The sequence below is a fragment of the Methylobacterium sp. 092160098-2 genome, assembly GCF_028920805.1.
Lineage (GTDB): Bacteria > Pseudomonadota > Alphaproteobacteria > Rhizobiales > Beijerinckiaceae > Methylobacterium > Methylobacterium fujisawaense.
Genome location: NZ_JAQPZJ010000009.1, coordinates 1 through 23,125, shown reverse-complemented (window position 1 = coordinate 23,125; position 23,125 = coordinate 1). Strand labels below are relative to the sequence as shown.

The 23,125-nt window shown below is 66.9% G+C and carries 19 protein-coding genes and 4 pseudogenes; 13 read left to right on the top strand and 10 right to left on the bottom strand.

Annotated elements, in window-relative coordinates:
• Window positions 1–18: 18 nt before the first annotated feature.
• Entirely contained in the window at window positions 19–318 is a 300-nt protein-coding gene (locus PQI07_RS37390) for a hypothetical protein (protein WP_043075155.1), read from the bottom strand.
• A 282-nt stretch (window positions 319–600) separates the two neighbouring features.
• Between PQI07_RS37390 and PQI07_RS37385 the strand changes: the two genes are divergently transcribed.
• From PQI07_RS37385 to PQI07_RS37375, 3 genes are read left to right on the top strand one after another with little or no spacing between them, the layout of a single operon-like run.
• The gene (locus PQI07_RS37385) at window positions 601–1,047 is read left to right on the top strand and encodes a hypothetical protein (RefSeq protein ID WP_043075156.1); all 447 of its coding nucleotides are present in this window, start codon (window positions 601–603) and stop codon (window positions 1,045–1,047) included.
• Window positions 1,048–1,090: 43 nt separating this feature from the next.
• The gene (locus tag PQI07_RS37380; RefSeq protein ID WP_043075157.1) at window positions 1,091–1,921 is read left to right on the top strand and encodes a nucleotide-binding protein; all 831 of its coding nucleotides are present in this window, start codon (window positions 1,091–1,093) and stop codon (window positions 1,919–1,921) included.
• A gap of 20 nt (window positions 1,922–1,941) precedes the next feature.
• On the top strand, window positions 1,942–2,745 hold the full coding sequence (locus PQI07_RS37375; protein ID WP_043075158.1) for a hypothetical protein: 804 nt from the start codon (window positions 1,942–1,944) through the stop codon (window positions 2,743–2,745).
• Between the two features lie 109 nt (window positions 2,746–2,854).
• Here the strand turns inward: PQI07_RS37375 and PQI07_RS37370 are convergent, their stop codons facing one another.
• From PQI07_RS37370 to PQI07_RS37360, 3 genes are all read right to left on the bottom strand, one after another.
• Window positions 2,855–3,328, bottom strand: a complete 474-nt coding sequence (locus PQI07_RS37370; protein WP_043075159.1) for a hypothetical protein — start codon at window positions 3,326–3,328, stop codon at window positions 2,855–2,857.
• A gap of 250 nt (window positions 3,329–3,578) precedes the next feature.
• Window positions 3,579–4,229 (bottom strand): SprT-like domain-containing protein, encoded by a 651-nt coding sequence (locus PQI07_RS37365; protein ID WP_043075160.1) that lies wholly within the window; start codon window positions 4,227–4,229, stop codon window positions 3,579–3,581.
• 457 nt (window positions 4,230–4,686) lie between these two features.
• Window positions 4,687–5,493, bottom strand: a complete 807-nt coding sequence (locus PQI07_RS37360) for a GntR family transcriptional regulator (RefSeq protein WP_043075161.1) — start codon at window positions 5,491–5,493, stop codon at window positions 4,687–4,689.
• 686 nt (window positions 5,494–6,179) lie between these two features.
• Between PQI07_RS37360 and PQI07_RS37355 the strand changes: the two genes are divergently transcribed.
• Entirely contained in the window at window positions 6,180–6,824 is a 645-nt protein-coding gene (locus PQI07_RS37355; protein WP_043075162.1) for a ParA family protein, read from the top strand.
• A gap of 635 nt (window positions 6,825–7,459) precedes the next feature.
• Here the strand turns inward: PQI07_RS37355 and PQI07_RS37350 are convergent.
• Both PQI07_RS37350 and PQI07_RS37345 read right to left on the bottom strand, forming a co-directional pair.
• Complete coding sequence (locus PQI07_RS37350) at window positions 7,460–9,547, bottom strand: catalase (RefSeq protein WP_043075163.1); 2,088 nt, start codon at window positions 9,545–9,547, stop codon at window positions 7,460–7,462.
• Window positions 9,548–9,937: 390 nt separating this feature from the next.
• Window positions 9,938–10,267 (bottom strand): hypothetical protein, encoded by a 330-nt coding sequence (locus PQI07_RS37345; RefSeq protein WP_052516997.1) that lies wholly within the window; start codon window positions 10,265–10,267, stop codon window positions 9,938–9,940.
• 129 nt (window positions 10,268–10,396) lie between these two features.
• Between PQI07_RS37345 and PQI07_RS37340 the strand changes: the two are divergent.
• Window positions 10,397–10,675 (top strand): annotated as a pseudogene (locus PQI07_RS37340) (transposase); the annotation flags it as partial.
• A gap of 266 nt (window positions 10,676–10,941) precedes the next feature.
• On the opposite strand, the gene PQI07_RS37335 reads toward PQI07_RS37340, so the two are convergent.
• Window positions 10,942–11,985, bottom strand: a complete 1,044-nt coding sequence (locus PQI07_RS37335) for an IS110 family RNA-guided transposase (RefSeq protein WP_274926645.1) — start codon at window positions 11,983–11,985, stop codon at window positions 10,942–10,944.
• A gap of 75 nt (window positions 11,986–12,060) precedes the next feature.
• Here PQI07_RS37335 and PQI07_RS37330 point away from each other — a divergent pair.
• From PQI07_RS37330 to PQI07_RS37310, 5 genes and pseudogenes are all read left to right on the top strand, one after another.
• A pseudogene (locus tag PQI07_RS37330) lies at window positions 12,061–12,924 on the top strand (IS3 family transposase); the annotation flags it as partial.
• Between the two features lie 118 nt (window positions 12,925–13,042).
• Window positions 13,043–14,479 carry a cytochrome ubiquinol oxidase subunit I gene (locus tag PQI07_RS37325; RefSeq protein WP_043075351.1) on the top strand — a complete coding sequence of 479 codons (1,437 nt, stop codon included), beginning with the start codon at window positions 13,043–13,045 and terminating at the stop codon, window positions 14,477–14,479.
• A 9-nt stretch (window positions 14,480–14,488) separates the two neighbouring features.
• Window positions 14,489–15,496 (top strand): cytochrome d ubiquinol oxidase subunit II, encoded by a 1,008-nt coding sequence (gene cydB / locus PQI07_RS37320; RefSeq protein WP_043075350.1) that lies wholly within the window; start codon window positions 14,489–14,491, stop codon window positions 15,494–15,496.
• Window positions 15,496–15,627: a DUF2474 domain-containing protein gene (locus PQI07_RS37315; RefSeq protein ID WP_083461074.1), complete on the top strand. Its 132-nt coding sequence runs from the start codon at window positions 15,496–15,498 to the stop codon at window positions 15,625–15,627. Before cydB ends, PQI07_RS37315 begins: the two co-directional genes overlap by 1 nt.
• 33 nt (window positions 15,628–15,660) lie before the next feature.
• Window positions 15,661–16,011, top strand: a pseudogene (locus PQI07_RS37310) (GbsR/MarR family transcriptional regulator); the annotation flags it as partial.
• A 56-nt stretch (window positions 16,012–16,067) separates the two neighbouring features.
• Here the strand turns inward: PQI07_RS37310 and PQI07_RS37305 are convergent.
• Complete coding sequence (locus PQI07_RS37305) at window positions 16,068–19,025, bottom strand: Tn3 family transposase (RefSeq protein ID WP_053622085.1); 2,958 nt, start codon at window positions 19,023–19,025, stop codon at window positions 16,068–16,070.
• A 143-nt stretch (window positions 19,026–19,168) separates the two neighbouring features.
• Between PQI07_RS37305 and PQI07_RS37300 the strand changes: the two genes are divergently transcribed.
• On the top strand, window positions 19,169–19,738 hold the full coding sequence (locus tag PQI07_RS37300; RefSeq protein WP_043075164.1) for a recombinase family protein: 570 nt from the start codon (window positions 19,169–19,171) through the stop codon (window positions 19,736–19,738).
• A gap of 89 nt (window positions 19,739–19,827) precedes the next feature.
• Here the strand turns inward: PQI07_RS37300 and PQI07_RS37295 are convergent.
• Together PQI07_RS37295 and PQI07_RS37290 are read right to left on the bottom strand one after the other, a co-directional pair.
• Window positions 19,828–20,274, bottom strand: a pseudogene (locus tag PQI07_RS37295) (inorganic diphosphatase); the annotation flags it as partial.
• Window positions 20,181–21,854 (bottom strand): bifunctional protein tyrosine phosphatase family protein/NAD(P)/FAD-dependent oxidoreductase, encoded by a 1,674-nt coding sequence (locus tag PQI07_RS37290; RefSeq protein WP_007568984.1) that lies wholly within the window; start codon window positions 21,852–21,854, stop codon window positions 20,181–20,183. The gene PQI07_RS37290 and the pseudogene PQI07_RS37295, both read right to left, overlap by 94 nt.
• A 150-nt stretch (window positions 21,855–22,004) precedes the next feature.
• Between PQI07_RS37290 and PQI07_RS37285 the strand changes: the two genes are divergently transcribed.
• Window positions 22,005–22,670, top strand: coding sequence for a peroxiredoxin (locus PQI07_RS37285; protein ID WP_043075144.1), 666 nt, complete (start codon window positions 22,005–22,007; stop codon window positions 22,668–22,670).
• A 2-nt stretch (window positions 22,671–22,672) separates the two neighbouring features.
• Window positions 22,673–23,125, top strand: a 453-nt coding sequence (locus PQI07_RS37280) for an MBL fold metallo-hydrolase (RefSeq protein WP_446721025.1), incomplete at its 3' end; no start/stop codon positions are given.

Below are 23,125 nucleotides of genomic sequence, written 5' to 3'. Positions count from 1 at the left end.
CCGGGCCCTCGCCCTGGACTAGCCAGGACCTGCTCGGTCGCTCGCCCGCGCCTCCGCCCGGTACAGATCGACGATGAAGTCCGAGATCACTCGGATCTGGTCCTCCATCGCGGCCGCGCTCGCTCGAGCCTCGCGGGTGCTGACAGCCGCCGCCTCGGCGAGCTCGGTCAGGCGCGCTACCGTCTCGGACGGCCCGAGCGCGGCGGTGAGCGCCTCCTCGACGAACGCGTGCGGCGCGATCCTGCGCGCCCGGGCCGCCGCCTCCACCGCAGCCCACAGGGCCTCGTCCAGGGCGATGCGGACGGGACGGCGGGCCATGCGCGGGTTCCAGGCAGCGAGGTAACGCGACGAAACAGTAGCTTAGCCGCAAGCGGAGCCCCTGCCCAGCACCATCGGTGCGTGATGTGTCTCGGTTTCTCTCGGTTTCTTCTTGGAAGGGTCGGGTTATCCACAGGCGGGCCCGAGTCCATCGTGAACGCAAGCTCGGCCGTGGTATCATGCCAGGGCTTGAGGACGATGGATCGGAGCGGCTCGCATGTCCGCTCGGACGCGGCTGTCCTCTCCGGGCGGGGCTCTGAGGCCCGGTGATAGGCGCGAGGCATGACGGCGATGGCCGAGGTTGGCGAACCCGATCCCCACGATGAACTGCGTGCCTTCCTGCGCGAGCAGGTCGCGCTCACCCCGAACCGCACGCCCTCCGGGTACGACGCGATCCGGGCCGTGCTCCCGGAGATCCGGGCGCTCAAGGCCAAGCGCCGGACCGACGCCGAGATCCGCGAGCTCCTCGCCAGGATGGGGGTCAAGCTCAGCCTCGCGACCCTGCGCCAGTACACCCAGAAGGCCACGCGCGAGGCCGCCGGGCACAAGCCGATGCGACGCCGCGGCAAGGCCACGGCGAAGCCCCCTGCCGGAACCGCGCCAATCCTCTCGGAACGCCAACCGGAGCCGGCGCAGCCAGTGAGCGGTGGGCGCGCCCCGCGACCGACGCGGGGCGATGCGTCGGCCGCGGCCACGGTCGGGCACCGGCTGAGCACCAAGGACCTGTAGAGCCCGCGAGCGGGCCACGAGCGACGGATCAGGACACGACACCATGGTACGGGCACAGCAGACGCGCACACCGGCCGCTTCGCGGCAGAAGCGCGTCGTCCTGGTCACCTCGGAGAAGGGCGGGGTCGGCAAGAGCGTCACCGCTCGCACCCTGGTCGAGCACCTGCGCAAGGGCGGTACCCGGGTGGCCGCCTACGATGCCGACGGCGGCGTCGGCTCGCTCCTGCGGGTTCTGGGCACCCGGGGCGCGGACGGCGAACTCCTGAACGAGCAGGATCCGACTGTCGGCGTCGGGTACTACAACATCCGCGCCGACGACCAGCGCGCCACCCTGCTCAACTGCGTCGCCTCGGGCGAGCCGCTCATCGTCCACGACCTCGCCGGCGGCAGCCTCGCCGACCTCGCCCGGATCTCCGACATGGGCGAGGGCCTCGACGACCTGCTCGCCGCCTTCACGGGCCAGGGCTACCGCCCCGTGGTCCTGCACTTGATTTCGTCCGAGGTCGCCTCGACCCAGTCGGTCGCCCGCTGGATCGATCTCGCCGGCGATCGGGTCGACCACGTCGCGATCCGCAACACCCGCTGGGGCAAGGCCGAGGCCGACTTCCCGTTCTGGCACGGCTACGTCGATGGCAACGGCGAGCACCGCGGCGGCAAGATCCGCCGCCGCCTGCTCGACGAGTTCGGGGGCGTCGAGATCAGCCTGCCGCCGTTGCCGGCCGGCACCTTCGCCAAGATCGACGCCGACGCGCTGCCCTTCGCCGTGGCGGCCGATGCGCCGCGCCTGACCATCGCCGAGCGCTCGCACGTGGCGCGCTACCTGCGCGAGTCCGCGGTGGCGTTCGAGCACCTGCGCCCGATCCTCGGCCTCTGAGGGCCGAAGGCCGCGCCGCGATGCATCCCGACGCCAAGCTCAACTTCGACCGGGCGGCCCAGGCCCTCGGGCTCGATCCGGCGACCCGGGACCTGGCGTGGCGGCGGATGATGGATATCGGCCTGACCCCGGACGATCCCACCGTCGTCTATCTGGCGGTCGGCGGGTTGCTGGAGCAGGCCGCCCGGACCATCCCGGCGGCGCTCGACGCCGTGCCCGAGCGCGTCGAGCGGGCCGCGGCACGGGCGGTCGGCCCCGTGGCCGCGGCCGCCAGCGCCCGGGTCGAGGCCGCCCACGCCGCGCTCGCCGAGCGCACCGGCGAGGCGGTCGCGGCGAGCGCGAGCGAGCATTTCAGGAGGATGGAGCGCACCGGCGCGCGCGAGGTCGGTCTTTGGGCGGCGGCGATCGTCCTGGGCTGCGGCCTCGCGGCCGGCGGCGCGGGCTACTGGCTCGGTCGCCGGGATACGCTGGGCCTCGACGCCCGATGGGCCGGCCTGTCCCAGCGCCCCGACGCCCCGGCGTGGCTCGCCCTGGTCGCGGCCAACCCGGATCTGCGGGCTCAGATAAGCCGGTTCTGCGCCCCGTCGCAGCTCAAGCTGGATACCACCTCGAACCGGCGGTACTGCGAGCTCCCGCTGTGGACCGAGGGGACGGTCGCCCCGGTCGGCGGGCTGCCGGAGACGATCGCCCTGACGCTGCGCGATTGGCTGATCGCCTGGGGCCCGGCCTGGCTCATGCTCGCCGCTGGGCTCGGAGCCCTCTTCACACGCCGCGTGCTGCGTCGGTTGATCGGTTGGCGGCCCGTGGCTTGGCTGCTGGAGTGAGCGCGGGCACGATGCTCGCGACGCTCCCCGAACAATCGCCCCTGAACGGACGCCCGATGAGCGCGCGACAGTCCGCGGCCACGGGCGGATCGACGACGGGCGAAAGCCCCTAGAGGGGAGGAACCCTGTCGGCGAGATCGTCCTCGAAATCGTCTTCCGTGAAGACCGCGTAGGCGAGCGCGGGGTGTCGTTTGACCTCGCGACGCCCGGCGTCGCGCAGATGCACGACGCCGTCGATGAGCACCGGCCACCACCAGCGCAGGCCTGTGGCGAGGTGCGCTTCCACCGCGGCGATCCCTCCGGGGCGCTCAGCCAGATCCCGGAGCGCCAGGTCTGGCCCGAGATACACCAAGGCCGCCGGAGCCCGCACCAACTCCGGCGGACGCCCGGGGACGAGAGAGTCGACCTCCAGGAAGGGACGACCCGGCCGGAGCAAGCTCTCCTCACCGGTGACGAGCGCGAGGTCGGCGTCGATCATGGCGTGGTCGGTGGCGGTATCCTCGACGGCGCTCAGCAAGGCCTCGTTCGAGAGATCCGAGCGGGTCGTGATCTCGTCTGGGGCGGTCATCGTCACGAACCACATGCCTGATACCTCCTCGTGTTGAACTCTGTGTCGTCCTCGAAATCGTCTTCCGGGGTGCGAGCTCGGGCGGGTTTGGCGGCGAATTGTCCCGGAATGGTCCGTTGCCACGGCGATGGAGCGCGATCTACCGTCCCGAGGCGCCCTCCCCCGGGCGCTTCCTCTCGAGATTCGACTGGCCGCCTGCGAGGGCGGCCTTTTTGTTTCGGTTCTCTGAAAGATCGTACGAAACATTCACGATGCTGCCGTCGCGTCACCGCGTCTGGACCTCCATCGGCAGGTTGCAGGTGCCGCAGGCGAGCCGGGTCCCTGGCTTGGCCCAGGCGTTGGCCGCGCAGCCCGGGCAGGTGTACCGAGTCTTGCTCGCCGCCTTGCGCTCCCGCGCCGCGCGCTCGATCGCATCCGACAGTTCGACGTAGGGGACGGCGAAGCCCCGCTCCTCGATCAGTTCGGCGCAGGCGCGCGCGAACCGGCCACCTGGCTCGACGCATTGGTTCATCCGCTGCCCGGTCGGCTTGCCGCCGGGCTCACCGGTGGCGCTCGGGATGAGCCCGACCGCGCGCATCATCCCGGCCCATTCCCGGTTGTGATACCCCGGCCGGGACGGCGTACCGAAGTGCTCCTGCTGCAGGTGGACCATCTCGTGCACCAGGGTGGCGAGCGTCGCCTCGGTGGAGCGCTCGGCGAAGTGGCGCGGATTGAGCGCGATCTCGTCGGTGACCTCGGCGTGGTCGGGCGTGGTGAAGCGCCGGCCGGCGAAATACCCGTAGGTCTTCGACTTGCGCTGCATGGTGATCAGGCAGGTGGGGAGCCGAGAGGCGAACAGCCGGTCGTTGAACAACCCGTAGGCCTGGGTCAGCCCGGAGTAGGTCCGGGTGGTCGGATCGCTCGGTAGGTCTGGCATGTCGTACGAAACAATAAGCTCCAGCCTACCGATGCCTATCGGTGGAAAGATCGGACGAAACAAACTCGATCTACGTCCCTCTAACTGATAGCTCCCTCACGATCTGACGGCAGCCGGTGCCTCTACCGACCGGGCTCGTTCGAGCGGATTGAATGCGGCGGCCGGCCCGTCGTTCGGCCTCGGCGCGCCAGGCGTCGCGCTCGCCCTGAAGCGTGGCGAGTTGCGCGTGCGATTGCCCCGCCTCGATCAAGGTCTTTGGTGACAGGGTTCGAGCCCCCATGCCGCGCGCGTGGTTCAGCATCCCGGATCGCGACGGCCAGCGGTGGCGGCGCCTGATCGTGCTTCATCGGTCCGCTCCAGAATCACGGACGGCATGCCGAACCGAGCCGCAAAGCGGCATCGGTCCTTGGCACTGTCGTAGCGACCCGTGTTCGTCAAACCGTCCGGCGACAGACCCTCAGCGCATGGCTCGAACCCTGCCACCATTCATACGGATTCTTGAAGGATCGGCTCGGTCGAGGTCGACCGCTGCCTCCTGGCAGCTTTGCGACCCTGCGGTTTTCCCCGATTCTGTCAGAATCAGAACTTGAGTAGACGTGCATTGCGCAGATTTGCACCCTCCCCCCTGTGCTGGGGCGCGCTGGGTGTTCAGCACCAACCCCTTTCGAGCCAGGCGCAGCCACGCCGCCCACTCGGCCGACACGATGCGCACGATGTTGGTGTCGTTGCGGAAGCCGGTGACGCGCCGCTCCTCGACGGTCACAAGACCGAGCTTCGCAGCCTCGCGGATGGCGTTGCGCACCGTGGTCTCGGCTACGCCGACGATCGCCGCGAGGTGGCCGACAGCGAGACGGCAGTCCTTCCGGCGTGCGGTCTCGGCCGCCACCAGGGCGAGGACCGCCTGCTCGGCTAGCGTGAACCGGGCGGCTAACCCCGGTGGCAGCCGCCCCGAGGCGGCCCAGCGCCGGCGGCGTTCCATCGAGGCATCTGTGCGCGGGCGCGAGCCCACCGATCTCCTCGGGTTGCCTTGGCGTTCCTGGGGCGATGTGGCGTCCGGGGCCGCGGTTCCGCTTGGGTTCGGCTTGTGTCTGGTCCGCGATCCGCTGGCGGCCAGGGTGCGCGCCTCGATCAGCCCGGATAGGCTCTCGGCCTCGGCCTCGGTGACCCGACCGTCCCCATAGGCCCGCCATAGCAGCGCTGTCACCTGCGGCAGGGTGATTCGACTGGCGGCCTCGATCGCGCGCCTCAACTCGTTGGCAAACATGTCTTCGGCCCTGTGAAAGGGCCGCAACAGGTCGTTCCGGGCCGCCGCAGGGGCGTCCGGTCCACAAGGCAAAGCCTCATCGCCGCGGGAATTGGCGTTCCCGCTTGACGCCAGGGGGCGTCTCATGGCTTGTGAGGGGAGCTCTCCGGCCTCACAGGCCCTTCGATTTCGACGGCCCTCCAGTTTGGCGACTGGGGGGCCGTTGGCTTTTCAGGGGTCGACTTGCGGCGGCTTGGTCTCCTGATGTTGCCGGCGACTCGCACAGAGCACGTGCCAGCCGGACATTGCATGTCGACTGGGCGGCACCGTTAAGTCAACGTCAAGGGAACCGTCAGCGCTCGATCTCGCTGCAGCCCGCAGGGGCCGGTCCTATGCCAGCATGATCCGATCCGAGCTTGTCATCCGCATCGCGCAGCAAAACCAGCCCTCTTACGAGCGTGAGGTCGAGTTGCTGGTGTGAGCAAACCTGGACCGCATCTTCGAGGCCCTCGTGGAGCGGCACTGGGTGAAGCTGCCGGGCTTCAGCGCCTTTGAATTTTGGCGGCGAGATACTCATAGCGCCAAAAACCCAACGACATGTGGACACTCCAGCGCCAAACTGACAAACGCGTTTGGTATGATATCTGTTTGACGTCCTACCGACATCCTGATCAACGGGTTGGTGGCCATACTTGGAAGAGGCAGGGATGAAGATTGTGGCGATGGCGGCGCGTAAGGGAGGTTGCGGAAAATCGACCCTCACCACACACTTGGCAGTAGCCGCGGTCCAGGACGGTAAGCGCGTCGCGATCGTCGACTTGGACCCTCAGGCAACCGTCGCCGAATGGGCGGACGAACGCGGCGATGATCCGCCGGATGTGATCTCCAGCCAACCAGCGCGCCTTGGCAAGCTTTTGGAGTCCATGCGTGGAGCCTATGACCTCGTCCTAATCGACACTCCACCCACGACCGGCGAGGCTGACCGAATGGCAATCGGGGCCGCCGATCTCGTGCTAGTCCCAACACGCATCCAGACGAGCGATATTGCAGCAGTCCTGCGCTCGATCGATAAGGCGTCGGCTCAGGAGAAGCCTACGTTCGTTGTCTTCAATGACGAGGCCCCAAGCCGCCGGAAAACGGTCGCCGAAGAAACCCGATCCGTTCTCGCCCAGCGTGGGATCGAGGTTGCGCCTCAGGTTATCCACTCCAGGATCATCTACGGGGAGAGCCAGGATGCGTCCAAGACCGCCCTTGAGGTTGACCCCAAGAGCGTTGCCGCGGACGAAATCCGCGCTCTTTACGGCTGGCTCACCCAACTGCTAAACCAGCAAACTGACAAACCACTCAACTGATAAGTCGCGGGTTGATCCATGGGGCGAGTTAAAGAAAGTGATATTGGGCGCAGTCTCAGCAGGCGCCTTGATGCTAAGGTAGAGCCTCTGCCCGAGGCCGCCGCGTCGGTTCAATCCCCAGCTTTAGCCGCTTCGGCTGCGCCCCAGGCGGTGCCCAGGAAACCCCGAGTCCGTGACGGCATGCACTACGTTGGGTGCCATGTGCCTGAAGATATATGGGAACGGTTGAGGGTCGTCGCGTTCGAAACACGCAAAGAGAAGCAGGTCTTGATGCGCGAAGGGTTAGAAATCATCCTGAAAAAGTACGGCGGGTAGGATTGTCTAATTCCCTCTGTCTGCCCGCAAACAGCCAAGCTGTCATAACGGCAACCCGGCAACCCGCAAGATACAGGATGGCCGCAATGTTAAACCACCATACTACCAGCAAGCCACACTGCCAAATTACCATACTAACAAAGCGCCATACTGAAAAACTCGGAATGGCCCTTACAGAAAAAGGTCTCCCTCTCTCCCGTCCGTCACGGGCGCCTAACCGCACAAAAAGGGCCGTTTTTGATCGGTGCGCTTTCCGGCGGAATTAGTGAGGCGAAAGGTCCCCCCCTTTCGCCTCACACTTCCATTAGTTCGTCCTGAATTTAAGCCAGCGTACGAACGTTCGGCTCGCGGTCCCAGTAGCGTTTCTTGGCTGCCTCGACGAAGCCGCCGAGATCGGTCACGCCCTCGTCTGCCTCGACACCTGCTTTGTCGAGCAGGGGTTTGGCGGCCGCGTTGTGGCCGATCGCCTTCAGGTGACCGAAGGCGTCCATGACCCACTGCACCGCAGCCGCTTCCTTCACGAGCTTGCCTACGGCCTTCTCGGACAGAATCACCGCACAAGCGTCGACAGTCACCGAAGGCTGACCGAACAGCTGCGCGTCGGCGGCAATCGCCGAGCTATCCGACAACGGCACCTTGCCGACCTTCGGAGCGATCGTCATCGCATGGCCGCCCGCCGCCTCAATCGCTTTCTTCAGGGCGTTCAGCTCTCCAACATCGGTCCCGTCGGCGATCAGGATGCCGACGTTTCGCCCTTCCAGCGTGTGCCGCTCCAGCGGACCGCGGATGATGCGTAGGGCTGGCGACGGCGCCATGTCCAGGACTGGGGCCGCGGTCGGCGAGGCAGGGGGCAGGTCCATCGCCAGCCCGTCGGCGACGCGCATCGCCAGATCCTCGTCGACGTTGCGCAGGTTGGCGAGCATCTGCGCCCGGATGTGCTCCAGGCTAACCTTCGACAGCTCGAACACGAACGCGGATGCGATGTGCGCCTGTTCGGCCGGATCCATCGACCGGAAGAACAGCCGCGCCTGGCTGTAGTGGTCGGCGAAGCTCTCCGGCCGGACGCGCAGCTTGTGCCCCTCCTCCTCCGAGGGGAAGGTCACGTAGCCCTTGGCCGCGTCCTCGCGGGCGCCGCCCGGCTCACCGGCCCGGGACAGGCTGTTTGGCTCGTAGTTGGCGCGTCCCTTCGGCACCGCCATCTGCATGTGGCCGTCCCGCTGCTGGTTCATGAACGGGCAACCGGCCGCTGCGGCACGCCCCTTGGCGGCGTTGATTGGAAGCTGATGGAAGTTGACCGAGCCGAGCCGCGAGAGCTGCGTGTCTGTGTAGCTGAACAGCCGGCCCTGGAGTAGCGGATCGTTGGAAAAGCCGATGCCCGGCACGACGTGGCTCGGCACAAAGGCCGCCTGCTCGGTCTCCGCGAAATAGTTGTCCGGGTAGCGATCGAGCACCATGCGCCCGACGATCTTGACCGGCAGTACCTCCTCCGGGATGATCTTGGTCGCGTCGAGGACGTCGTAGGGCTGGCTGTTGGCGAAGGTTTCGTCGAACAGCTGCACACCGAGGTCCCAAGTCGGGTAGTCGCCGCGCCCAATGCGCTCGAACAAGTCGCGGCGCTGGAAGTCCGGGTCGGCACCCGCAACCTTCACCGTCTCGTCCCAGATCGTCGAGGCGAGGCCCGCCTTCGGCTTCCAGTGAAACTTGACGAAGGTGCTCTTCCCATCCTTGTTGATGAACCGGAAGGTGTGGACGCCGAAGCCCTCCATGTTGGCGAAGGTGCGCGGTAGCGTCCGGTCCGACATGATCCACATAGCCATGTGGGTCGCTTCCGGCATCAAGCTGATGAAGTCCCAGAACGTGTCGTGGGCGGTGGCCGCCTGCGGATAGCCACGGTCGGCTTCCATCTTGGCGGCGTGGATCAGGTCCGGGAACTTGATCGCGTCCTGGATGAAGAAAACCGGGATGTTGTTGCCGACGAGGTCCCAGTTGCCCTCACGAGTGTAGAATTTGACGGCGAAGCCGCGCACGTCGCGCGGCGTGTCGATCGAGCCGGCGCCGCCCGCTACGGTGGAGAAGCGGGTGAACACTTCGGTGCGCTGCCCTTTCCGCTGGAACAGGTCGGCGATGGTGATGTCCGCGAGGCTCTCGGTGCACTCGAAGTACCCGTGCGCGGCGGAGCCGCGGGCGTGGACGATTCGCTCCGGGATGCGCTCGTGGTCGAAGTGGTTGATCTTCTCACGATAGACCTCGTCCTCGAGCAGGACCGGCCCTCGCGGCCCGGCTTTGAGCTGGTTCTGGTTATCGGAGATCGGCGTGCCGTGGTTGGTCGTCAGCACGGGATGGTCGGCATCGGCGGTCTGGTGCGTCTCGCCGCCATGGCCGGCGTTGAGCGAGGTTAGTTCGGTCATCGCATTCCCCATTGGATCGAGAACCAACCAATCGTGATCCCGGCAGGTTGCAGCCCGTGAGGCGGTTGCAGGCTACGGCCGCTCACAAAGACGGGAAATCGAGCTACAAACGGCGATACCTTCTGATTATTTTCCTATATTCTGGTCGTCAAAACCTGAGCCAGCGGCATCTGTATGATCCTGATTGAGGATCCTGACGTCCATCTACACTCAGGCGATCTTGCGCAATGCCGAAGAAAACACGCGCACTGCCGTTCGGTTGCTGAGAGTTAGGCCCTTGATCCTTCGACGACTGCTCGGTCTGCCGTAGGCGCAGGGCTCAATGCGAACTATCGGCTCCCCTCGCAACCGCTAGAAAAGCTGGGCCGTGCCGGCACAGCGTCACTCCTTTCAAGCGGTCGCTGTTACGATCCAGACAGCCGCGTTCAGGAACACGCCTTCCGGTCGATGTCGGCTTGCCAGTTCTCGCATGATGGCTCGCCGGATCTCGATCTGCGTGGGGTCAGGCTGCTCGCGCAATTGTTGAGCGATCGGCCCGATCTGGAACAGGTAGTCGGCAGCGTCCTGAAGTGCGGTCGCGCCCGTTCCGATCCGCATGCCAGCCTCGAAGGAGTGGATAATTACGTTCTTGAAGCCTGCCTCGGTGAGGATCGCGCACGTTCGATCCGGGTCGGATAGGGCAAAAGGACCGGGTTCGTGGGGATCGGCCGACGGCAGCATATCGGGGAGCCATGGATGAGCCGCTTCGAGCGGGAGCGTGACCCATTCATTCTCGATAAGGGGTGACCTGACCGGCTGGCTTTGGACCGGGCTGATTGAGAGGATCAGCCAGGACCGGAGGAGTCGGACATGCGGCGAGGTCAGAAGACGAGCGCGGAGCAGGTCGTGCTGAAGCTGCGCCAGATCGAGGTGCAGACGGCACAAGGCAAGAGCTTGGCGCTAGCGTGCAAGGAGGCGGAGATCTCCGAGCAGAGCTATTATCGCTGGCGCAAGGAGTACGGCGGTCTCCAAGTCGACCAGGCCAGGAAGATGAAGGACTTGGAGCGCGAGAACGCGCGATTGCGCCGGCTCGTGGCTGACTTGTCCTTGGAGAAGCAGGTGCTGGCGGACGTCGCCGCGGGAAACTTGTTCTCTATTCGGGGTTCATCGGTCAACGCCCTTTCGTGCGCATCCTGGTTCGACGCGTGATCGGCCCTGTGGAGCTCTTGCTTCTCTCCGAGGTCGGCGAGCGCCGCCTCATGATGGGGTTAGAGGGAGTGGGCGGATCCATCTAAGCCGCGCGCCCGGCAGAACCGACGCTCGAGTTTCCTCGGTCTCACCCGCTCCCATCGTCCCCACAGGGACCTCCTCCACGCCGGAGGAGCTCGGTGTTACGTGATGCTGATCCGTAAGCTTCAGGCCGCCGTCGCGGCTTCGGTCGACCAGCGGAAATCCTTCTCGTCGCGCCACATCCGATGCAGCACGATCGCCAGCTTGCGGGCGACGGCCACGAGGGCCTTCTGCATGCCTCTGCGCTTGGCCACAGCCAGCCCCCAGACCTTCAGCGAGGACCATCGAACCCGAGGGCCAGTCAGCAGCACGAGCGCGGCCTCATACAGTGCGGCGCGCATCATCGTGTCGCCGCACTTCGAGACTCGGCCGACCCGCTTCGTCTCGCCGGACTGGTAGAGCCGCGGCGTCAGACCATAATGCGCCCCGACGCATTGCGATCGTCCGAAGCGGGCTGGGTTGTCGACGCAGGTACGGTAGGTCAACGCCACGACCGGCCCGACGCCGGGCGCGGTCATCAAGCGCCGGCAGACCGGGTCGGTGCGGACCTGGTCCAGCAGCATTTTGTGCAGCTTGGCCAGTTGGGTCCGCAGCGCCGAGCGCGCCTCCAGCAGCGGCAGGACCACGGCCGCGACGAAGGGCAGATCGAGCACGAGGTCGCGTACGCGCTGCTCGAAACCGGCAGCCCCCACGACACCGACTTTGAGGCCGAAGTTGCGCAGTTGGCCGCGCAGGTCGCTCTCGATGTCGTAAGCCTTGCGCTGAAGCAGCTTGCGCGAGGTCAGGAGCAGGCGGCGTTGCTGGCTGGCCGGCGTTTTGACGTGGACCGGCTTGAACAGGCCGACCCGCATCATCTGGGCTATGCCCATCGCGTCGTTGCGGTCGGTCTTGTTGATGCGGGCCGAGAGGGCCGCATGCATGTGGCGGGTCTCGACGCAGATCGCCGGCAGTCCGGCTTCGACCAGGCCGGCGTAGAGCCACGGTGAGAGCGGTCCCGCCTCCAGGCCGACACGCGCGTAGCTGTGGCCGAGGTCGATCAGGTGCCGGCCGATCACCTCGGGATGGCTCTCGACGGTGGCCCGGTGCACGACCTTACCATGGGGATCGACGATGCAGATTGCGGTCTCCTTCACGGAGACATCGAGGCCGACGTGGTGCTGCTCGCTCATGGTGGGGCTCCGGGATTGGATCGAAGCGCCATCATGCCGCCGCTTCCGCCGCGCGAGGCACCCCGAATACCCCATCTAGCCCCGGAGCGACGTCGGCAGGCAGTGGACGGCATTCGTGAGAAGTATGGTCTCTCGGAGCGCCATGCCTGTCGGATCGTCGGCCAGCACCGCGGCACGCAGCGCTACGTGCCGACTCTGCTGGCCGACGAGGATGCGCTGACCCGGGCCATCATCGCCCTGGCGTCCGAGTACGGGCGCTACGGCTACCGCCGCGTGACCGCGCTGCTGCAGGCAGACGGCTGGCAGGTGGGCAAGGACCGGGTTCAGCGCATCTGGCGTCGCGAGGGGCTGAAGGTCCCGCAAAAGCACCGGCCGCGCAGCCATCTCTGGCTGAACGACGGCTCATGCGTGCGCCTGCGGCCACTCCACCGCAACCACGTCTGGAGCTTCGACTTCGTGCAGGCCCAGACCCACGATGGGCGCTCTCTGCGCATCCTGACGCTGATCGACGAGCACAGCCGGACATGTCTGGCGCTGAAGGTGGCGCGCCGCATCAACAGCGTAGGTGTGATCGAGGCGCTGGCCGACGCCATGTGCCTGCACGGCATCCCGGAGCACATCCGCTGCGATAACGGCCCCGAGATGATCTCGAAGGCGCTGCGCAAGTGGGTCGCCAAGACGGGGCCGCAGATCCAGTACATCGCGCCAGGCTCGCCGTGGGAGAACGGATACTGCGAGAGCTTCAATGGCAAGCTTCGGGATGAGTGCCTGAGACAAGAGATCTTCTACTCGCTGAAGGAGGCGCAGATCGTGATCGGTCTTTGGCAAACTACCTACAACCGCGTCCGGCCGCACTCGTCGCTGGGCTATCGGCCACCCGCGCCTGTCAGCTACCCGGATCTGGCCTTCCGGCTACCCATGGGTGCGACCATGCAGTAGCCTCTCAATTGGCCCGGTCCAAAATACCGGTCAGGTCAACTCCACCGCCCGCCTAGCTATTTCAATAATTTCTGAAAATACGATAATACCAGACTTCATCGACAATCGGAGGCTGCCTATGTTTGCGAACGTCGACGCCCTGCTCCTCGCCCGGGCGCAGTTCGGGTTCACGGTGGCCTTCCACATCGTGTTCCCGGCGTTCTCGATCGGGCTGGCGAGCTTCCTCGCCGTGCTGGAGGGGCTGTGGCTCGTCACCGGACGGCCGGTGTTCATGGACCTGTTCAAGTACTGGATCAAAATCTTCGCCATCGCCTTCGCGATGGGCGTCGTCTCCGGCTTGGTGATGTCCTACCAGTTCGGCACCAACTGGTCGGTCTACGCGGACAAGACCGGTCCGGTGCTCGGGCCGATGATGGCCTACGAGGTGCTGTCGGCGTTCTTCCTGGAGGCGGGCTTCCTCGGGGTGATGCTGTTCGGCATGCGCAAGGTCGGACCGCGCCTTCACTTCGCCGCGACCCTGATGGTGGCCGTCGGCACCCTGTTCTCGGCGTTCTGGATCCTGTCGGTGAACTCGTGGATGCAGACGCCTCAGGGCTACGGCACGAATGCCGAAGGCCAGTTCGTGCCGTTGGACTGGTGGGCGATCGTGTTCAACCCGTCCTTCCCCTACCGCCTCGTCCACATGGTGCTGGCCGCCTACCTGACCACATCCCTCGTCGTCGGCGCGGTCGGCGCTTGGCACCTGCTGTGTGAGCGCCGATCGACGCTGAGCCCGTACAACCAGGGTATCCGGACCATGTTCTCGATGGCGATGTGGATGGCGGCGATCGTCGCACCCATCCAGATCATGGCCGGGGACGCACACGGCCTCAACACCCTGGAGCATCAGCCCGCCAAGGTGATGGCGATGGAGGGCCATTACGAGAGCCATCCGGACGGCGCGCCCCTGGTTCTGTTCGGCCTGCCGAACCAAGCGGCCGGGCGGGTCGACTACGCGATCTCCGTCCCGAAGCTGTCGTCGCTGATCCTCAAGCACGACCTGAACGCGCCAATGAAGGGCCTCGACAGCGTGCCGCGCGAGAACTGGCCGCCGGTGCCGGTGGTGTTCTGGTCATTCCGCGTCATGGTCGGGCTCGGGATGCTGATGCTGCTGCTCGGCCTCATCAGCCTGGTCGCCCGCTACAAGGGCCGGCTCTGCGAGTGGAGGCCGCTGCACCGCTTCGCCCTTGCTATGGGGCCGGCCGGCTTCGTGGCGGTCGTCGCCGGCTGGATCACGACCGAGGTCGGTCGCCAGCCCTTCACCGTCTATGGCCTGCTCCGCACCACGGACTCCGCATCGCCGCTGTCGGCCCCGGCGGTGGGCGCTTCGCTTCTGGCCTTCATCGCCATCTACGGCGCGGTGTTCTCGATGGGCGTGCTCTACATCCTGCGTCTCATGGCAAAGCCGCCGCATCCGGGCGAGCACGGGGTGGAAGTCGGACCGCCGATCCGCACGGCCGGCATCACGCCAGCGCACGCGGTCGACCCCGATCGCTCCCTCCAACCGGCAGAGTGAGGCAGCGCGATGTCCTACAGCTTCGATCTGACCGTCGTCTGGGCGTTCATCATCGCGTTCGCGGTGTTTGCCTACATCGTCATGGACGGCTTCGATCTCGGCATCGGCATCCTGTTCCCGGCGTTCCGGCCGGGACCGGAGCGCGACACCGCGATGAACTCGGTCGCCCCGGTCTGGGACGGCAACGAGACCTGGCTGGTGCTCGGCGGCGGCGGCCTATTCGCGGCTTTCCCGCTGGCCTACGCCATCATCATGCCCGCGCTCTACGCGCCGATCATCGCGATGCTGCTGGGGCTCGTCTTCCGCGGTGTCGCCTTCGAGTTCCGCTGGCGCGACCCGCGCCATCGGGCGCTCTGGGACGTGGCGTTCACCGGCGGATCCGTGGTCGCGACGCTGGCGCAGGGCATCGCCCTCGGGGCGCTGCTCCAGGGCATCAAGGTGGAGGGGCGCGCCTACGCGGGCGGCTGGTGGGACTGGTTCTCGCCGTTCAGCATCCTCGTCGGGATCGGCCTTCTGTGCGGCTACGCGCTGCTCGGCGCGACGTGGCTGGTGATGCGCACCGAGGGCCCGCTGCATGACCGCGCGCGCACGCTGTCGCTCTGGCTCGGCGCCGCCACCGTCCTGGCGATCGCGGCGGTCAGTGCGGTCACGCCGTTCCTCGAGGGTCAGTACTGGCAGCGCTGGTTCGCCATGCCGAACGTGTTGCTCACCACCCAGGTGCCGCTGCTGGTCGCGGTGGCCGGCTACCTATTCTTCCGCACGCTCAAGGGCGGGAGTGACCGCTGGCCCTTCCTGATCGCCTTGGGGTTGTTCCTGCTGTCGTTCATCGGGTTGGGGATCAGCATCTTCCCCGATGTGGTGCCCGGCCGCGTCAGCATCTGGCAGGCGGCCGCGCCGCACTCCAGTCAGGTCTTCGTCCTCGTCGGCGCGGCCGTCCTGATCCCGACCATCCTGATCTACACGGCCTATTCCTACTGGGTGTTCCGCGGCAAGGTCGATGCGGCGGGCTATCACTGATGGCTCGCCTCCCCGCCGAACCGGGGCCGCTCTGGCAGAGGCTCGCTTGGCTGGTGATCATCTGGACGAGCTCGGTGCTGGCGCTCGGCCTCGTCGCCTTCGTTCTTCGGGCTTGGCTGAAGGCCGGGTGATCCGGAACGCCGAGATTTCGCTGGGACGCCATCATGCAACTGCCGCCGCTGGTTCAAACCTTCGTCCTGCACTTCGGTGAGATGGGATCGCGCTGGGGCATCAGCCGCACCGTCGGGCAGATCTACGCCGTGCTCTTCGTCTCCGTCCGTCCGCTCAACGCCGACGAGATCGTCGAGCGCCTCGGCGTCTCGCGCTCGAATGTCAGCATGGGGCTGAAGGAGTTGCAGGCCTGGAACCTCGTTCGGTTGCAGCACATGCCGGGCGACCGCCGCGACTACTTCACGACCCCCGAGGACCTCTGGCAGATCGTCCGGACGCTCGTCGAGGAGCGCAAGAAGCGTGAGATCGATCCGACCCTGACCCTCCTGCGCGAGATCCTGATGAGGACGTCGCGTTGGTTGTTCGCCCAGTTACGCCAAGGAAGAACGCTGCGTGAACGTCATGCAACGCGACGTTGGCGCGGCAGGTTGAGCGGCCGCCGGCCCCTCGGCATGGCGACGTGGTCCCAGAGGAAGTCTCCGGAGAGCGCGATGTGCTCCCACCCGACGGGCGAGGTGTGGCTCAGCAGGTCGTCGGGCGCGGGCTCGACCGTCGTACGCAAGTGCGCCACCGCGTCGGCCATGTAGGTCGAGTTCCAATATACGATGGCGGCGATGACGAGGTTGAGCCCCGAAGCGCGATACTCCTGCGCCTCGCGCGAGCGGTCGGCGATGCGTCCCTGTTTGTAGGTGCAGATGGCACCGGCCAGAACGTGGCGCTGCTCGGACTTGTTCAGTCCCGCATGGCAGCGTCGGCGCAGCGCGGGCGCCTCGAGCCAGTCGAGCATGAACAACGTACGGCAGATGCGGCCCATCTCGGCGAGCGCGAGGTCGAGCTGGTTCTGCCGTTCGTAGGCGGCAAGCTTCTTCAGCATCGCGGAGGGCGCGACGACGCCGGCCTTCAGCGAGGCTACGAGGCGGATGATGTCCCCCCAGTGCTCGCGAATGAGTTCGACGCGCACCCTCTTTCCCATGATGGGCTTCAGCGCCGGGTATCGTGCGGCGGGCTCGATCGAGGCGAGCCGGCGGTCGGGGAAGTCGCGCAGGCGGGGGCAAAAGCGGAAACCCAGCAGCGCGCACAGGGCGTGGACGTGGTCGGTGCTGCCGCCAGTATCGGTGTAGTGCTCGGCGATGCTCAGGCCGCTGCCGTGATGGAGAAGCCCGTCGAGGACGAAGGGCGCCTCGTGCTCGGTGGCCGAGATCACGGTCGCATGGAAGGGATCGTGCTGATCAGAGGTGTGGGTGTAGAAGGCAAAGCCTGGATCGACACCGTAGCGGGCGTTGACCTCGCCGGCGGCGTCGCCGCGCTTGCCCGACCGGAAGAACTGACCGTCGGACGCCGAGGTGGTGCCATCCCCCCACACACAGGCGATCGGCAGCGCGTGGTGCGCGTCGATGATGCGCGCGAGCGCGGCCCGGTATGTCTCATCGCGGATATAGGCTTCGCGGGTCCAGAGAAGCTGGTCGCGGGTCACGCCCTGGCTCGCCTCGGCCATGCGAGACAGGCCGAGATTGGTGGCGTCGGCGAGGATCACGGCCAGGAGTGCGGCCTCGTTGTCGACCGGCCGGTGCGTGCGCAGATTGGTGAAGGCGGAGAGGAAGCCGGTCTCGCGCGCCACCTCGTGAAGAAGGTCGGTGACGCGCACGCGCGGCATCAGTGCGTCGATGCGCTCGGCCAGCGCCGCCGCGTCCGGCGGGGTCGCGGAACGCACCGGCGCGATAGACAGCCGGCCGTTCTTCATGGACACGCCCTCGACTTGGCCTCGGGTCAGGCGGCCTGCGAAGCGCTGGAGGCGCCAGTCGAGTTCACGGCCCCGCTCCGACAGCCACGCGTCGCCGCTCGCCGGCAAGTCGAGATCGGTGACGATGGGCGCAGCTTCGGCCGCAGGAAGGAGATAGCTGTCGAAGCGACGATACTCGCCCGAGCGCTCCACCCAGACGTCGCCCGAGCGCCACTTGTTACGCAGGTGGGCGAACACCGCAGTCTCGTAGAGCCTGCGGTCGACCTTGCCGTCAGCACCGGCGACGAGCCTGCGCCAATCCTTCTTGAACGGCATCGGCGCGTCGCGGGGCACGTCGCGTTTTCCGGAGCGGTTAAGCTGACGCAGGGTGGCGAGAGCAGCAATCGTGGGGTCCGTGCTCCGGCTCGCCCTGAAGTCGATCGCCTCTAGAAGGAGCGGCGCGAACTTCCTGAGGGTGCCATGCCGGTCGGCGGCGCGCACCAGCGGATCCTCCTCCGCGAGGTCAGCGATCGCAGCCGCGTCAGGCTTAGCGTGGATAAGCCGGTCCAGCCCGACCGCCCCGTCGATCGCGCTGAGCGCGTCGCCGCCGTCGCGCACCGCGGCCTCGACCGCTTCGATCGTGCCGTGGAGCAGGCGCATGAGCCGGCCAACGTCACGCGAGGTCGCCGTGTAGGTGCGCTCGCGGGCATTCTTCCCCCGTGTGAAGCTGGCACCGATCAGCCGATCGGCCATGCCGAGCACGGCGTCGGTCAATCGCCTCTCCAGGTCGAGCAGCGCCGCGACCAGGATGGCGCGGCGTCGGTGCGGCGTGTAGCGTTCGATCGCGTGGGGCGACGACAGTTGTCCCTCCCGCACGAGTGCGCGCAGCCGGTCGGGGTGGATCCGGTTGGTGAGGGTGGGGTCGAGACCGACCGCGCGCACCATCGCCAGCCGGTCCACAAGTTCGCGAACGTGGTCAGGCTTGGGCGCGACCGGCAGGTCCCTCGTCCAGGCAAGCAGCGTGCGGCCGGTCGCAGGATCCACGGCCAGCATTGCATCGAGCCTTGTGATCTGCTCGTGCGAGAGGCCGGCGAGCAAAGCGTCGGCGGCGCGCTTCCTCGCACGAGCGCGTCCGGCCAGCCCGGCGCGTTCGATCGTGTCGGGTGTCGGCAGGACGATGCGGACGTCGCGCAACGCGTGGATGATTCCTTCAGCGATCGGCCCTCCCTTGTCTGTCGGCCACGCCGCAGCCGCGGCGGACTCGATCATCAGCGGCAGATCCACCCGCGTCGCCGGGCGCAGGCCCAGGGCGCGCTCGAGCTCGCGAGCGTGCTCGGTCGCGGTCGCGACTCGGGCTGCGTAAGCGGCAAAGGCGCTCGGCTCGATCCCGAGTTGCTCGGCGAGGAAGACGACGAGCGCCTCGGGAGCGCCGGTAGCGACAGAGAGACCGAAGCCGGGGTCGCGCAGGAGCGCGAGCTGTAGCGCGAAGCCGAGCCGGTTCGCGTCGCCTCGATGCCCCGAGACGAGCGCCAGGTCGGTTAGGTCTAGGGTGTAGCGCCGGACAAGTTCGTCGCGACCCGTCGGCACGCCGAACAGCCGCTCGCGCTCGGCATCCGTCAGCAGGCTCCGACGTGCCATCCCGATCCTCCCACCGTCCAGAGAAGGCAGGGGATCATTGTGGACACGGATGCTTAACGGGACGCATTAAGTGGACGGGAACGAAGCCTGCGCCGGATCGGCTCGGCGGGCGTCCCGAGAACGGACGTTTGCGGGACGAGATCATGGGCGACGTGCTGGGTTACGCACGGGTGTCGACCGGAGACCAGGACGTCGCGGGGCAGACGCTGCGGCTCGAGCGGGCGGGCGCCATCTGCGTCTTCACCGACGTGCGGTCGGGCAAGAGCATGGACCGGCCCGGCCTGACCGAACTCCTCGCCTACGCGCGTCGCGGCGACACCCTGGCGGTGGTTCGCCTCGACCGACTCGGGCGCTCTCTCGCCGAGCTGTTGTCGAGCGTAAACCTGCTCAAGGAACGCGGCATTGCGCTCGTGAGCCTGGAGGAGAAGATCGACACCGGCTCGGCCGCCGGCGAACTGGTCTTCCACGTCTTCGGTGCGATCGCCCACTTCGAGCGGCGGCTGATCGCCGAGCGCACCAAGGACGGGATCGCGGCGGCCCGTGCCAAAGGCAAGCGTCCGGGCCGGCAACCGGTCGATCCGGACAAGGTCGTGGCCGCCCTGAAACTCGTCCAAGCCGGGCTATCGCCTACGGAAGCGGGGCGCCAGGTCGGGCTCGGCCGCGCCACCGTCTATCGCGAAATGGCCCTCGCCGGGATCACACGAGCGGTGTAGCCGCCACCCTCGCAGCTCTTCCGAGGCGGCAACCGTTCACGACCCGTTCGTCTCGACCGTAACTCAGCGAACAATCAACGCGACGCCCTCTTGTAGTGCTCGAAGAAGTGCTGGATCTGCTGGCGCGTGATCTCCGGCAGGTCGGTGTGGTCGCGCACGGCATCGTAGCGGCGGGTCAGGCGCGCGGCCGGCACGGCGACGATCTTCTCGTCCGTCCCGTGCTCGTCCTGCATCAGCAGGACGCCGACCGGCCGCGCGCGCAGCACTGCGCCCGGCACGATGGCGCGCGTATTGGCCACGAGCACCTCGCAGGGGTCGCCGTCTGGTACCTCACCAGCTGCCAGGGTGGGAGCTGCCATCATGGCGAACAGCGACAGGGCCACGGTGAACGTCCGGTGTCTCATGGGCATCTTCCTTCCGATGTTCGTGGTGCGGTGGCGGATCAGGCGGCGGCTTTCGGCTTGGCCATCCATTCCCGGCCCTTGAGCATCCCGCTCCAGTAGATGGGCGGAAGCATGCGTTCCTTGAGGAACCAAGCCATAGCACTCGGTTTCGTGCCGTCGATGAACCAAGACGGAAAGCTTGGGAGGAGCTTGCCGCCGTAGCCGAACTCGGCGAGCAGGATCTTGCCCCGCTCGACCGTCAACGGACATGAGCCGTAGCCGTCATAGACGGCCTCGGGCTCCTTCACGAAGCCCATCTCATGCAGGAGGTTGTGCGCCACGATGGGTGCCTGCTTGCGCGCGGCCGCGGCGGTCTTGGCGTTGGGGGCGCTGCAAGCGTCCCCCAGGGCGTAGACATCAGGGAAGCGCGCGTGACGGAGGGTGGCGTGATCGACCTCGATCCACCCGGCGGCGTCGGCCAAGGGCGAAGCCCGCACGAAGTCCGGGGCCTGCTGCGGCGGCACGACATGCAGCATATCGAAGTCCGTCTCGACCTCGGAGGTCGCGCCGTCCACGCCGGTCCGGGTGAACCAGGCCCGACGGCCGGGCCCATCAATTCGCGTGAGGTTGTGCCTCAGGTGCAGGCCGGCCCGGTAGCGTTCGATGTATTCCATCAGGGGCGGCACGTACTCCTTGACCCCGAACAGAGTGGGCGTGGCTGTGAAGAAATCGATCGTTACGTCGCCCAGCAGGCTGGCCCGCTGCCAATGGTCGGCCGAGAGGTACATCGCCTTCTGGGGGGCACCGGCGCACTTGATCGGCATCGGCGGCTGCGTGAACACGGCACGCCCCTTCCGCAGGCCCTGCACGAGTTCCCAAGTGTAGGGCGCGAGGTCGTAGCGGTAGTTCGACGTGACGCCATTCCGCCCAAGCGTACCCGCGAGCCCGTTGATCCCATCCCAATTCAACTTCAGGCCCGGGGCCGCGACGAGCCGGTCGTAGCGGACGACGCGGCCGTCCTCCAGGACGACCGCCTTACGGTCAGGCTCGAAGGCCGCCACGCCGGCCTTGATCCAATGCACTCCCTCGGGAATCAGCGACCCCATCGTGCGGGCGGTCTCGTCGGCCGTGAACACGCCGCATCCGACCAGGGTCCAACCAGGCTGGTAGTAGTGCACGTCCGCCGGGTCGATGATCGCGACCGTGAGGTCGGGCTTGCGCACCTTCAGGCTCGCGGCGACAGCGATGCCGGCCGCCCCGGCCCCTACGATGACCACGGTATAGCTCGTCCCGCCATCGTCGCTCGGCGAGCGCCTCCCGGCCGCGATGCGCCGGGCGGAGCCGGCCATGTCATACCCAGCGGCCTTCGTCGCCGCGAGGATGTCCGGAAGCGGACGACCACGCCGGCCTTCGGCGAGCGACCACAACGTCGCCGAACGGGTGCCGGTCCGGCAGTAGGCCAACACGGGCTTCGGCGAGGTGCGCATCGCCTCGGTGAAGGCGGCGACATCGTTCTCGGTGATGCCGCCTGACACGGCAGGCAGGTAGGTCATTTCCAGCCCAGCCTTGCGAGCCTGAGTGGCGACCTCCTCATAGGCCGGCTGGTCGGCGGCCTCGCCGTCAGGACGGTTGCAGATGATCGAGCGGAAGCCGGCCTCGACGATGGCACCGACCTCGCTCGGCGCAAGCTGCCCCGAGACGGAGAGGTCCTGCGTGATCCGTTTCGCGTCCATGGATACCTCCGGGCGGGCAGTGATCGATCCGATCAATATATATTAATATATATCGACTTCTAAGTCACAAGACGAACATATATTGACAGGGCGCGCAAGGGCCTGCACTGTCATGTCATCGATGGATCTGTGCCGTGGATACGTCATTTCATGAATTTAGAAAGCGACATCGTCCGACCTGACGTGGTCAATGCCGCGGGCCCGCCCGTCCTGTGTGACGTGGCGCCTCCCTTCCGCGCGAGGACGACGATGGGCGAGCGCTCGCTCGACATGTACCGAGGGCGCTGGCTGGTGTTCTTTTCGCATCCGGCCGACTTCACGCCGGTCTGCACCAGCGAGTTCGTGGCCTTCGCGAAGGCATCGGACCGCTTCCGGGAGCTCGGGTGCGACCTGCTCGCCCTGTCGGTCGACAGCCTGTCCTCCCACCTCGCTTGGAAGCACAGCATCGAGCATCGCTTCGGCGTGCGCGTGCCGTTCCCCATCGTGGAGGACCCGGCGATGGGCATCGCCAGGGCCTACGGCATGCTCCCGGCGAACGCGACGTCGAGCGCCACGGTGCGGACGACCTTCGTGATCGATACGCAGGGCGTCGTCCGGGCGACGGTGTCCTACCCGATGACCGTGGGCCGCAGCGTCGACGAGGTCCTGCGCCTGGTGGCGGCCCTCCAGGCGACCGACGCGGCCGACGTCTCGACCCCCGAGGGCTGGATGCCGGGCGACCCCGTCATCGTCGCACCGCCCCTCACCTTCGACGAGATCACGGCCCAGCCCGAGACCGGGGCGTCGGACTGGTACTACCGACTGGGGAGCGCATGACCATGGCCGGCCCCGATCCCAGACCCGTCGTGCAGGGCTTCCACGAGGCCACCAGCGGCAGCGTCCAGTACGTCGTGTCGTGCCCGGTGACGCGCCGCTGCGCCATCATCGATCCTGTGCTGGACTTCGACGAGAAGGCGGGGACCACCTCGACGCGATCGGCCGATGCGATCCTCGCCTATGTCCATGGCGAGGGATTGCGGGTCGAGTGGATCGTCGACACCCACCCCCATGCCGACCACCTCTCGGCGGCACGGTACCTGAAGGAGGCCACCGACGCCCCGACGGCGACGGGCGAGCACGTCGTCGACGTCCAGGCGCTGTGGAAGGGCATCTACAATCTGCCCGCCGATTTCCCCACGGACGGCTCGCAGTGGGACAGGATTTTCGCCGACGGAGAGACCTTCCAGATCGGCGAACTCGACGCCCGCGTGATGCATTCGCCGGGACATACG

Bases quoted from the DNA above. Each gene is read 5' to 3' on its own strand.
- PQI07_RS37335 (WP_274926645.1), bottom strand. From the start codon at position 11,985: ATGAGCGAGCAGCACCACGTCGGCCTCGATGTCTCCGTGAAGGAGACC.
- cydB (WP_043075350.1), top strand. From the start codon at position 14,489: ATGTCCTACAGCTTCGATCTGACCGTCGTCTGGGCGTTCATCATCGCG.
- PQI07_RS37290 (WP_007568984.1), bottom strand. From the start codon at position 21,854: ATGGACGCGAAACGGATCACGCAGGACCTCTCCGTCTCGGGGCAGCTT.
- PQI07_RS37360 (WP_043075161.1), bottom strand. From the start codon at position 5,493: ATGTTTGCCAACGAGTTGAGGCGCGCGATCGAGGCCGCCAGTCGAATC.
- PQI07_RS37315 (WP_083461074.1), top strand. From the start codon at position 15,496: ATGGCTCGCCTCCCCGCCGAACCGGGGCCGCTCTGGCAGAGGCTCGCT.
- PQI07_RS37350 (WP_043075163.1), bottom strand. From the start codon at position 9,547: ATGACCGAACTAACCTCGCTCAACGCCGGCCATGGCGGCGAGACGCAC.
- PQI07_RS37355 (WP_043075162.1), top strand. From the start codon at position 6,180: ATGAAGATTGTGGCGATGGCGGCGCGTAAGGGAGGTTGCGGAAAATCG.
- PQI07_RS37390 (WP_043075155.1), bottom strand. From the start codon at position 318: ATGGCCCGCCGTCCCGTCCGCATCGCCCTGGACGAGGCCCTGTGGGCT.
- PQI07_RS37305 (WP_053622085.1), bottom strand. From the start codon at position 19,025: ATGGCACGTCGGAGCCTGCTGACGGATGCCGAGCGCGAGCGGCTGTTC.
- PQI07_RS37370 (WP_043075159.1), bottom strand. From the start codon at position 3,328: ATGTGGTTCGTGACGATGACCGCCCCAGACGAGATCACGACCCGCTCG.
- PQI07_RS37300 (WP_043075164.1), top strand. From the start codon at position 19,169: ATGGGCGACGTGCTGGGTTACGCACGGGTGTCGACCGGAGACCAGGAC.
- PQI07_RS37285 (WP_043075144.1), top strand. From the start codon at position 22,005: ATGAATTTAGAAAGCGACATCGTCCGACCTGACGTGGTCAATGCCGCG.
- PQI07_RS37345 (WP_052516997.1), bottom strand. From the start codon at position 10,267: ATGCTGCCGTCGGCCGATCCCCACGAACCCGGTCCTTTTGCCCTATCC.
- PQI07_RS37385 (WP_043075156.1), top strand. From the start codon at position 601: ATGACGGCGATGGCCGAGGTTGGCGAACCCGATCCCCACGATGAACTG.
- PQI07_RS37325 (WP_043075351.1), top strand. From the start codon at position 13,043: ATGTTTGCGAACGTCGACGCCCTGCTCCTCGCCCGGGCGCAGTTCGGG.
- PQI07_RS37375 (WP_043075158.1), top strand. From the start codon at position 1,942: ATGCATCCCGACGCCAAGCTCAACTTCGACCGGGCGGCCCAGGCCCTC.
- PQI07_RS37380 (WP_043075157.1), top strand. From the start codon at position 1,091: ATGGTACGGGCACAGCAGACGCGCACACCGGCCGCTTCGCGGCAGAAG.
- PQI07_RS37365 (WP_043075160.1), bottom strand. From the start codon at position 4,229: ATGCCAGACCTACCGAGCGATCCGACCACCCGGACCTACTCCGGGCTG.